The following is a 10,946-nucleotide window of genomic DNA, read 5'->3' as shown; positions in this document are numbered from 1 at the left end:
GCACCTGCATGGCATGCAGGGGGTCAGGGGTTCGAGTCCCCTCAGGTCCACAAAATCCCTGGTCAGTGAAGGTTTCGAGCCTAACCGATCGGGGATTTCGTGCTCCGGAGCCATAAACGGGCGATCACCGATGGCTACGACATCGAGCCGCACACCCCCGCCTTCGAGCAGGGCCGCGCCCGATACTCTCACCGACAGGCCCAAGTCTGGGAGAATGGAGCCATGATCAGCGCGACCCTCCTCGACATCGAGGCGATCCGTCGCGCCTGCGAACAGTATGGCGTGGAGCGGCTGCGCGTCTTCGGATCGCATCCTCGGTCGTGACGTCGACCTCGTGATGGCCCGCTCGGTGAAGAACCCGTTCTTCAAGGCGTCTGCGTTCACGTCGGCACAGGACGTTTATGCGGCTTGAGGCCGGCGCCCATCTCTGGGACGCAGCCGAGGCCGCCAAGAACATCGACTACGAGATCGTCTGGGGTGCTGTCACCAATCGGGTGCCCGAGCTGAGCATCGTGCTCGATGACCTCGTCACCGAGGCCCTGCGCTCGATCGAGGAATAGCCCCTTCCCATACGACCGAGTGCGACGCGCTACGGTGGTGATCGACGTCGGACTCATCCTCGGGATCGCGCTGAGGTCCGCAAGGAGCTCGGCGGACGGATTCGCACGTGAGCGCGTCCTCGCCGACACCAACGTCCTGCTGTCAGCCCTGCGGTACCCGTCTGGCGTGCCCTCGATGTGAAGGATCAGCCGATCCTCGGCGCGGCGATCGCGCCTCGGGTGCGCTGATCGATCCTTGCACTTCCAGGATACCGCGGGGGTGGGGGCTTGCGGCAAGGCCCCGGTCTTCGGGCAGAATCGCTCTTCCGCCTCGATGTCGAGCGCCCACCCGGCGCCCGAGACGGCGATACGGAGCCGATATGACCACCCAGATCCAGAGCGCCTTCCGCCTTCCGCCGCACCTGTCCGCCAAGGCGGATCCGGTTCTGATCGGCGCCGACGAGCGGCATTTCGCCGCCATCGGCGTCGAGCTGCGCCGCCAGACCGACGACCTCGCCGCCCGCCTCGACGCCCGGCGCCTCGCGCGTGGCGGCCACGGCGAGGCGGCGCTCGAGCGCGACCTCGAGATCCATCGGCTCACCGGGCGACTGCGGCTGCTCCGGCGCTTCGGGCTCGACCTGTGCCTCGGCCGCATGGTGACGACGGATGCCGCCGACCCGGTCTACATCGGTCGTCTCGGCCTCACCGACGCCGCTGGTCGCCGGCTGCTGGTCGACTGGCGCGCCCCCGCGGCCGAGCCGTTCTTCGCGGCGACGCTCGCCCACCCCCTCGGCCTTAAGAGCCGCCGCCGCTACCGCTGGACGAGCGGGCGCATCACCGACTACTGGGACGAGATCTTCGACCCGGATGCCGCGGCGGGAAGCGCCGCGGCCGACGACCAGTCCGCCTTCATCGCGAGCCTCGGCACCAGCCGCTCGCCGCGCATGCGCGACGTGCTCGCGACGATCCAGTCGGACCAGGATGCCGTCATCCGCGCCGGTTCGCGGGGTGCGCTCGTCGTGGACGGCGGCCCCGGCACGGGCAAGACGGTCGTCGCCCTGCACCGGGCCGCGTACCTCCTCTACTCCGAGCCGCGCCTCACGCAGGGTGGGGGAGGCGTGCTGTTCATAGGTCCCAGCCCCGCCTACCTCGCCTATGTCGACGATGTGCTGCCGAGCCTCGGCGAGGACACCGTACAGCTGTGCACGCTGCGCGACCTCGTGCCCGAGGGCGTCGCGGCGACGCCCGAGTCCGATCCGGAGGTCGCGGCGCTCAAGTCGTCGACGCGACTACTGGAGGCGGTCGAGGCGGCGGTGCGCTACCACGAGCAGCCGCCCCGCGACGAGCTTGTGGTCGAGACGCCCTGGGCCGACGTGCGGGTCGGCCCCGCCGAGTGGGCGGAGGCGTTCCAGGCCGCGGAAGGCGGCATCCCGCACGACGACGCACGCGACCTCGTGTGGGAGGAGCTGCTCGGCATCCTGGCCGACGCGGTCGACGACGAAGAGGCGCCGCCCGCGCTGGTGCGGGCTGTGCTCGCGCACGACGAGAACCTGCGTCGCGCGTTCACTCGCGCCTGGCCGCTGCTCGATCCGGCCGGCGTCGCCGCCGACCTGTGGTCGGTGCCGTCGTACCTGCGGCGGTGCGCGCCGTGGCTCGACGACGACGAGATGCGGCGGCTGCAGCGCGACGACCCCCGGGCGTGGACCGTCGCGGACCTGCCGTTGCTGGATGCCGCGCGCCAGCGCATCGGCGAGCCCGAGGCGGCACGCCAGCGGCGGCTGCGCGAGGCCGCGCTGGCGGCGGAGCGCGAGGAGCGCGACAAGGCCATCGACCACATCATCGCCGCGGACGACTCAGAGATGTCGGTCATGTCGATGCTGCGCGGGCAGGACGCGCAGAACTCGCTCATGGACGAGGCATCCCTCCCCGCGATCGACGTCGACAGGCTCGCCGGCCCCTTCGCGCACGTGGTCGTCGACGAGGCGCAGGAGCTCACCGACGCGGAGTGGGACATGATCCTGCGGCGCTGCCCGTCGCGCAGCCTCACGATCGTCGGCGACCGCGCACAGGCCCGGCACGGGTTCGCGCCGTCATGGCAGGAGCGGCTCGCCCGTATCGGACTCTCGCACGTCGAGGTCGCAACCCTCACGATCAACTACCGCACTCCGCGCGAGGTCATGGCCGAGGCCGAGCCGGTGATCCGGGCGGCGATCCCGGAGGCCAACGTGCCGGTGTCGGTGCGGGAAAACGGCATCCCGGTCACGCGGGGAGCAGTGTCGGAGCTCGGTGCGATCCTCGACGAGTGGCTCGCCACGCACGCCGAGGGCATCGCCGCCGTGATCGGCACCTCGGTCGACACTCGCGCGCTCCCGGCGACGTCGCGCGTTCGTGCGCTCACGCCCGAGCAGGCGAAGGGGCTCGAGTTCGACCTCGTCGTGCTCGTGGACCCGGATGCCTTCGGCACGGGCATCGAGGGCGCCGTCGACCGCTACGTCGCGATGACGCGGGCCACGGAGCGGCTCGTCGTGCTCAGCGGCGAAGGCTGACCCGTGGTTGACGGGGGATGGCTGCGGGCGTGGGTTGGCGCATATCGTCGCGGGCGCGGCATCCGGCGGTAGAACGTGCCAGGTCGACGACTCACGGGCCCGAGAGCTCAGCGGCGCCGAAAGCGCATGCGCGCGCCCGCGGGCAGCTGTGCCGCGCGGTCGAGATCCGGATCGGCGACGACGCCGATGACCGGGTAGCCGCCGGTGACGGGGTGGTCGGCGAGGAACAGCACCGGCTGGCCCGAGGGAGGAACCTGCACCGCTCCGGGCACGAGTCCCTGGCTCTCCAGTTCGCCCTCGCGAGCGCGCGCGACGGGCGGTCCGGCCAGGCGCAGCCCGACCCGGTTCGACTGCGCCGTCACGACCCATTCCGCTGCGAAGAACGCGGTCAGCGCGGCCTCGTCGAACCAGTCGTCGTCCGGGCCGGGGACGAGCTCCAGTACCGTCGCCTGGCTCCCGGGGACGGATGCCGGGACCTCCGGCTCGCCGACGGCCGCCCTCGGCGCGGGGCCGGCTCGCAGCTCATCGTCGACTGCCAGGGGCGGGACGCCGAGCCCTGCGAGGGTGTCGGTGGACGCGCTCCCGAGCACGCGCGGCGCCTCGATGCCACCGCGGACGGCGACGTAGCTGCGCAGCCCCGCCCGCGGGATGCCGAGCTCGAGCACCTCGCCGTCGTACAGCGGGAACGGCGTGGCGCGAGCTGCGTCGAGCTCGTCCTCGGGCGTGAAGACGGTGACCGCGGCATCCGCTCCCGTGACGGCGACGACCACTTCGCCCACGGCCTGCACGACGAGCCCGCCGCCCGCGTGCTCGATCGCCGCGGCTCCCGGGTCGTTGCCCACCAGCCGGTTCGCCTGGTGGAACGCGCCGCGGTCGGCCGCCCCCGAGCGCGAGACGCCCCACCCCGACCTGCCCTCCCGGCCGTCGTCCTCGATCAGGGTCTGGGCGCCGGTCGCGAGCACCCGCAGACCGGATGTGTCCCGCGGCAGCGGAGGCAGCGCCGGTCGGGCCGGCTCGGCGACCTCGACGCGCTCGCGCACGGCGTGGAACCGCACGCGGTCGCCGGCCTGCAGGCGCAGCGGCGGATCCTCGGACGGCTCCCACAGGGGCATGGCGGTGTGCCCGACGAGCTGCCAGCCGCCCGGCGAGGCGCGCGGATACACGGCCGAATAGTCGCCCGCGAGCGCGACCGCCCCCGCGGGCACCCGCACGCGGGGCGTCGCGCGGCGCGGCACGTGCAGCGTGGCGTCCGGGCTGCGCAGGTACGCGAACCCGGGCGCGAAGCCGACGAAGGCGACGTGCCACTGGGTCGCCGTGTGAGTGCGGATGACCCCGTCGACGCCGAGGCCGGTCAGCGCCGCGACCTCGGCGAGGTCGTCGCCGTCGTACACGGTGTCGATCGTGACGAGCGGACCCGGTGCCGCGTCGCGGGCATCGGGCCGGAGGGCTGCCAGCGCCGCGCGCCCCGCTCGCGCGGCCCGGGCGGAGGAGAAGCGCACGGTCAGGGTCGTGGCGCCCGCGGTCACCTCGACCTGTCCCGGCAGCGGCGAGGCCACCAGGGCCTGCCGAGCCGCGTGCGGGTCGACGGGCCCCAGGCGCACGAGCAGCGCGCGCGATCCGAGCGGAGCCACCTCGTGCCCACCGGCATCCGGGATCATCGCCTGCTCATCCGATCAGGGCGCGAACGGCGCGACGGCGACGGATGCCGCGTCGAGCACCTCGCGCACGGCCCGCGCGATCGCGACCGCGCCCGGGGTGTCGCCGTGCACGCACAGGCTCTCGACGTCCAGCGCGATCGTGGACCCGTCGAGGGCCACGACCTCGCGGCCTTCGGCCATGCGCACGGCGCGCGCGGCGATCGCGGCCGGATCGTGCAGCACGGCGCCCTCCTGCGATCGCGGCACGAGGGTGCCGTCCGGCAGGTACGCGCGGTCGACGAAGCCCTCCGCGACAGCGCGCAGCCCGCGCTCGCCGGCGAGGCGCAGGAACGCCGACCCGGGCAGGCCGAGGACGGCGAGGGCGGGGGAGACGGATGCCACGCCCTCCACCACCGCGCGCGCCTGCGTCTCGTGGTGGACGATCGCGTTGTAGAGGGCTCCGTGCGGCTTCACGTAGGTGACCTCGGCGCCCTCGGCGCGCGCGATCGCCTGCAGCGCGCCGAGCTGGTACACGACCTCGTCGGCGAGGGTCACAGGGTCGACGTCGAGGAACCGGCGGCCGAAGCCGGCGAGGTCGCGGTACGAGACGTGCGCACCGACCGCGACGGAGCCCGCCGCGGCGATGCGGCACACGCGCCGGGCCGTGGAGGCATCGCCCGCGTGAAAGCCGCATGCGACGTTCGCGCTGGAGACGAGCCCGAGCATCGCGGCGTCGTCGCCGAGCGTCCACGCGCCGAAGGACTCGCCGATGTCGCTGTTCAGGTCGATGGACACGGCGCATCCTCTCCGGCGGCCGGCTCGATCAGGGCAGGGGAGTCGTTGCGGGTGTTGCCGACCGCGCGGTCGACGACGCGGACCTCCAGTCCCGGCACCAGCGCCGGAGCGGCGTCGATCGCGGCACCCAGCACGTCGCCGACGTTGTCGGTCGTGGGGTCGAGCCACGCGTCGGCGTGGTCGACGTCGACGAACAGCGGCATGCGGTCGTGGATGGAGCCGAGCGACCCGATCGCGTCGCGCGTGAGGATCGTGAACGACAGCAGCCAGCGGCTGGGGTCGTCGTCGGCCTTGCTCGCGTCCTTCCACCACTCGTACAGGCCCGCGAACAGCATGGGCGAGTCGTCTGCGGGGTGCACGTAGTGCGGCGTCTTGACCCCGCCCTCGGTCTTCCACTCGTAGTAGCCGGATGCCGGGATCACCGCGCGCCGTTTGATGAGCGCCTGGCGGAACATGGGTTTGCCCTCGACGTCTTCTGCCCGGGCGTTGAAGGCGCGCACGCCGACCGACGGATCCTTCGCCCACGCCGGCACGAGGCCCCAGCGCGCCGCCTCGAGGCGCCGGGTCGGCGGCTCGGTCTTCGCCGAGTCGAGCACGATCGCGACTCTCGCGGCGGGTGCGATGTTGTACGAGGGCGCGGGCAGGTCGTCGCCCTCCAGGTCGACCCGCAGCACGCCGACCAACTCGGAGGCGACGCTTGCCACCACGAATCGCCCGCACATGCTCTCAGCGTACGCCGCACCTCCGACGCCGAGCCCCGGCATCCGCCCGCCGTCACGTGCCGCTCGGCTCCGCGCCGCACGAACTTCGGAGAATCGCACGAAGTTCGGACGATCTCGCGAAAATCCTCCGAACTTCGCGCAAGACTCCGAACTTCGTGGGGACGCCGAGCCCCGGCATCCGTCAGTCGGGGGACAGGATGCCGGCGTCGCGCAGCCGCGCGAGCAGGCTCGCCCCGCTCGACCCGGTCACCCAGGGCACCTCGGCGGCGGAGTGGTCGTCGACCGCCGTGCGTCCGCCGACCAGCACGGCCTCGGCGGGGGAGAGCTGGCGGATCGCGACGGCGGCCACGTGCTCGGGGAACTCCTGCGTGAACGCCGTGTAGAGCGCGTCGTCGTGCTGGCCGTCGTCGCCGATGAGCAGCCACCGTACGTGCGGGAACTCGCGGGCCAGGCGCCGCAGGTTCTCCTCCTTGTGGGCGGTGCCGCTGCGGAACCAGCGGTCGTGCGTGGGCCCCCAGTCGGTCAGCAGCAGCGCACCGGGCGGGAACAGGTGCCGGCCGAGGAAGCGGATGAGCGTCGGTGCGACGTTCCAGGCTCCGGTGGACAGGTACACGACGGGCGCGCCCGGGTGGTCGCGCACGACGCGCTCCAGGAACACCGACATGCCGGGGACGGGCTGGCGCGCGAGCTCGTCGAGCACGAACGAGTTCCACGCGGCGCGGAACGGACGGGGGAGCGTGGTCACCATGACGGTGTCGTCGACGTCCGAGACGACGCCGAAGCGCACGTCGGCCCCGACCACGAACACGCGCGTGGAGACCGGCTCGGAGCCCTCCACGGCCATGGTGATCGGCTGCCAGCCCGGCGCGAGGCGGGCAGGCAGCACCGTGTCGACGACGCCGCCGCGGTCGGAGACGACCTCGTGCACGACGCCGTCGATCGTGACCGACACCTGGGCGTAGCCGACCGGCACGGCCGCGAAGCTGCGCCAGCCGCGCACGCTCGCGTACTCGCCGCGCTGCCGCTTGCGGGGCCCCGGCGGCACGATCAGCACGCGACCGACCACGCGCACCCAGTCCTCGCCGCCGTAGCCGGGGAAGGCGGCCACCGTCGGCACCTGGCCGCGTGCGCGAGCGCGCCGCTCGCGCCACGCGTGGAACCGGTACTCCAGGCGCGCGAACCAGAGCACCTTGGCGGCCGGTTCGCGGGAGCGGGACATAGCCCCTCAGTCTTCCACGTCGGCGTCGTCGCCGTGGGCGAGGTGGCGCGCCTCGGCGCGCACGAGCAGGCGCCGCACGACGAACACCGCGCCGAGGAAGAGCACGATGAGCCCGACGAACAGGTAGCCGGCGACGTGCAGCTGGTCGGCGAGCTCCCGGTAGGTGTCTGCGGCGAGCGCGGCGGCTGTCACGTACACGGCAGCCCACAGCACGCATGCCGGGGTGGTCCAGGCCAGGAACCGGCGGTACGAGAAGCCGCTCATGCCCACCGTGACCGGCACGAGCGAGTGCAGCACGGGCAGGAAGCGGGACAGGAAGATCGCCGGCCCGCCGCGGCGGCGCAGGTACCGCTCGGCCCTCGTCCAGTGGTGCTCGCCCACGCGAGCCCCCAACCGCGAATAGCGCAGCTTCGGGCCGAGCCAGCGGCCGAGGAGAAATCCCACGCTCTCGCCGATCAGCGCGCCGACGATGACGGCGACCACGAGCACGGCGCCCTCGGTCGGCGAGGTGACCGCGGTGCCCGCGACGATCACGACCGTGTCGCCGGGGACGATGAGCCCGATCAGGATGCTGGTCTCCAGTGCGATCGCGAGCGTCGCGATCAGGGTGCGAACGATCGGGTCGACGCTCTGCACGGCATCCAGCAGCCATGTCAGGGTCTCATTCACGCTGAGAGCCTATTGCTCGGCGTCGCCGCTACCCTGAAAACCTGCCCTCGGGGCATCGGGTGCATCGGGGCGGAACCGTCGCCGGCCCGATTCCGCGTCGGCGCCGTCGGGTACTCTGGAGAGTCGCGTCGTCACGCGTCCCGCCCGCCGCACGATTGGTTCCCCCGTCCATGACCTCCATCCCCGCCTCCGACGCCGCCGGCTTCGACGCACACGAGATCCAGGAGAAGTGGCAGCACCGGTGGGCCGAGGCCGACCCGTTCCGCGCCGGCGGCGACGACGACACGAGGCCCCGCAAGTACGTGCTGGCGATGTTCCCGTACCCGTCCGGCGACCTGCACATGGGGCACGCGGAGAACTACCTGTACTCCGACATCGTGGCGCGCTTCTGGCGCCACCGCGGCCATAACGTGCTGAACCCGATCGGGTGGGACAGCTTCGGCCTGCCGGCCGAGAACGCCGCGATCAAGCGGGGTGCCGACCCGCGCGAGTGGACCTACCAGAACATCGCCCAGCAGCGGGCGAGCCTGCAGCAGTACGGCGTCTCGTTCGACTGGTCGCGCGTGCTGCGCACGAGCGACCCGGACTACTACCGCTGGAACCAGTGGCTGTTCCAGCGCCTGTACGAGCGCGACCTGGCGTACCGCAAAGAGAGCCCGGTCAACTGGTGCCCCGCCGACCAGACGGTGCTCGCCAACGAGCAGGTCGTCGACGGACGCTGCGAGCGGTGCGGCGCCGAGGTGGTCAAGAAGAAGCTCACGCAGTGGTACTTCCGCATCACGCAGTACGCCGATCGCCTCCTCGACGACCTCAACCAGCTCGAGGGCTTCTGGCCGCACAAGGTGCTGCAGATGCAGCGCAACTGGATCGGCCGGTCCACCGGCGCCGACATCGACTTCGAGATCGAGGGGCATCCCTCGCGCGTGACCGTGTTCTCCACCCGGCCCGACACGCTGCACGGCGCGACGTTCTTCGTCGTCGCGCCCGACTCGGATCTCGCCGCGGAGCTTGCCGCGGGGGCGCCCGCCGAGGTGCGCATGCGGTTCCAGGACTACCTGGAGCGCGTGCAGAAGACCAGCGAGATCGACCGGCAGACCGCCGACCGGGCCAAGACCGGTGTATTCCTCGAACGGTATGCGATCAACCCGATCAACGGGGAGCGCCTCCCGATCTGGGCCGCCGACTACGTGCTGGCCGACTACGGTCACGGCGCCGTCATGGCCGTTCCCGCGCACGATCAGCGCGACCTCGACTTCGCGCGCGCCTTCGACCTGCCGGTGAAGGTGGTCGTCGACACGACCGCACCGGTGACCGGGGCCATCCCGGTGATCGAGCTCGATGACGACGGAGTACCGGTCGTACCGGAGGGGGCCGACCTGGATGTGCTCGACCCGGCATCCACCGGTGTCGCCCTCACCGGCGAGGGCCGCATGATCAATTCCGGCTCGCTCGACGGACTGAGCAAGCGCAACGCGATCGCCCGCGTGATCGAGGAGCTGGAGGCGCGCGGCACCGGGCGCGCCGCCAAGACCTATCGCCTGCGCGACTGGCTGATCTCGCGGCAGCGGTTCTGGGGCACGCCGATCCCCATGGTGCACACCGAGGACGGCCGCATCGTCCCCGTCCCCGACGACGAGCTGCCGGTGGAGCTGCCCACCGCGACCGGGCTCGACCTCACCCCGAAGGGCTCCTCGCCGCTCGGGGCGGCGACCGAGTGGGTCACCACGGTCGACCCCGAGACGGGGGTGCCTGCCCGACGCGACCCCGACACGATGGATACGTTCGTCGACAGCTCGTGGTACTTCCTGCGCTACCTCTCGCCGGGGGATGCCACCGAGGCCTTCTCGGTGCGCGAGGCAGACAAATGGGGGCCCGTCGACTTCTACATCGGCGGCGTGGAGCACGCGATCCTCCACCTGCTGTACGCGCGGTTCATCACCAAGGCCCTGTTCGACATGGGCCTGGTCGAGTTCACCGAGCCGTTCTCCAGCCTCATCAATCAGGGCATGGTGATCCTCGGCGGCGCGAAGATGAGCAAGAGCAAGGGCAACCTCGTGCTGTTCCAGGACGAGCTGAACCTGCACGGGGCCGACGCGCTGCGCGTCGCGCTCGCCTTCGCGGGTCCGGTGGAGGACGACAAGGACTGGGACGACGTCTCAACGACCGGGGCCGCGAAGTTCCTCGCCCGTGCTCTGCGGGTCGCCGCCGATGTGACGAGCGCCCCCGACGTCATCTGGGCCGAGGGGGATGCGGCGCTCCGCCGCGTCACGCACCGACTGTGGCAGGATGCCCCCGTCCTCGTCGAGCAGACGAAGTTCAATGTCGTCGTGGCGCGGCTCATGGAGCTCGTCAACGCGACGCGCAAGGTCATCGACTCGGGTGCGGGCGCGGCCGACCCCGCCGTGCGCGAGGCTGCGGAGGCCACCGCGCTGGTGCTTGACCTGTTCGCCCCGCACACGGCGGAGGAGATGTGGTCGTTGCTCGGCTACGAGCCGTTCGTGGGGCTGGCGCCGTGGCGTCAGGCCGACGCGACGCTGCTCGTGGAGGAGTCGGTGACCGCGGTGGTGCAGATCGACGGCAAGGTGCGCGGCACGCTCACGGTGCCCGCCCGCATCGGCGCCGAGGAGCTGGAGGCGCTCGCGCGCGCCGATGCGCGGATCGTGCGCTCGCTCGCCGGCCGCGAGATCACGCGCGCCGTCGTGCGGGCGCCCAAGGTCGTGAGCTTCTCCACGCGCTGAGGACTCCTCCACATTCGAGGAAGTGCCCGAGCTCTCCACGGATCGGGAGTTCCGGCCCCCACGCCGCTCCGGCGCGACCTA

General features: G+C 72.1%; 8 protein-coding genes. 3 read left to right on the top strand and 5 right to left on the bottom strand.

The genetic code is table 11. The features are described from left to right. Positions 1 to 401: 401 nt before the first annotated feature. Both QM641_RS08215 and helR read left to right on the top strand, forming a co-directional pair. On the top strand, positions 402 to 560 hold the full coding sequence (locus QM641_RS08215) for a hypothetical protein (protein WP_415115315.1): 159 nt from the start codon (positions 402 to 404) through the stop codon (positions 558 to 560). Positions 561 to 919: 359 nt separating this feature from the next. Next, entirely contained in the window at positions 920 to 3,085 is a 2,166-nt protein-coding gene (helR, locus tag QM641_RS08210; RefSeq protein WP_415115313.1) for an RNA polymerase recycling motor ATPase HelR, read from the top strand. A gap of 107 nt (positions 3,086 to 3,192) precedes the next feature. Here the strand turns inward: helR and QM641_RS08205 are convergent, their stop codons facing one another. The 5 genes from QM641_RS08205 to QM641_RS08185 all read right to left on the bottom strand — a co-directional run bounded on the left by QM641_RS08205 (position 3,193) and on the right by QM641_RS08185 (position 8,127). Next, positions 3,193 to 4,743 (bottom strand): 5-oxoprolinase/urea amidolyase family protein, encoded by a 1,551-nt coding sequence (locus tag QM641_RS08205; RefSeq protein WP_415115311.1) that lies wholly within the window; start codon positions 4,741 to 4,743, stop codon positions 3,193 to 3,195. 15 nt (positions 4,744 to 4,758) lie between these two features. Next, positions 4,759 to 5,517 carry a LamB/YcsF family protein gene (locus tag QM641_RS08200; protein ID WP_415115309.1) on the bottom strand — a complete coding sequence of 253 codons (759 nt, stop codon included), beginning with the start codon at positions 5,515 to 5,517 and terminating at the stop codon, positions 4,759 to 4,761. Beyond that, complete coding sequence (locus tag QM641_RS08195) at positions 5,502 to 6,239, bottom strand: SOS response-associated peptidase (RefSeq protein ID WP_415115307.1); 738 nt, start codon at positions 6,237 to 6,239, stop codon at positions 5,502 to 5,504. Before QM641_RS08195 ends, QM641_RS08200 begins: the two co-directional genes overlap by 16 nt. A gap of 181 nt (positions 6,240 to 6,420) precedes the next feature. Further along, positions 6,421 to 7,458, bottom strand: a complete 1,038-nt coding sequence (locus QM641_RS08190) for an App1 family protein (RefSeq protein WP_415115305.1) — start codon at positions 7,456 to 7,458, stop codon at positions 6,421 to 6,423. Positions 7,459 to 7,464: 6 nt separating this feature from the next. Then, positions 7,465 to 8,127, bottom strand: coding sequence for a DedA family protein (locus tag QM641_RS08185; RefSeq protein ID WP_415115303.1), 663 nt, complete (start codon positions 8,125 to 8,127; stop codon positions 7,465 to 7,467). Positions 8,128 to 8,297: 170 nt separating this feature from the next. Here QM641_RS08185 and leuS point away from each other — a divergent pair, with 170 nt between their 5' ends. Then, positions 8,298 to 10,865, top strand: a complete 2,568-nt coding sequence (gene leuS, locus QM641_RS08180) for a leucine--tRNA ligase (RefSeq protein ID WP_415115301.1) — start codon at positions 8,298 to 8,300, stop codon at positions 10,863 to 10,865. The last annotated feature ends 81 nt before the right edge of the window (positions 10,866 to 10,946 follow it).

Source organism: Microbacterium sp., assembly GCF_047605725.1.
In the GTDB taxonomy this organism is placed as follows: Bacteria; Actinomycetota; Actinomycetes; order Actinomycetales; family Microbacteriaceae; genus Microbacterium.
Note: the sequence above shows the minus strand (reverse complement) of the source record. Positions and strands in the feature narration are given on the sequence as shown.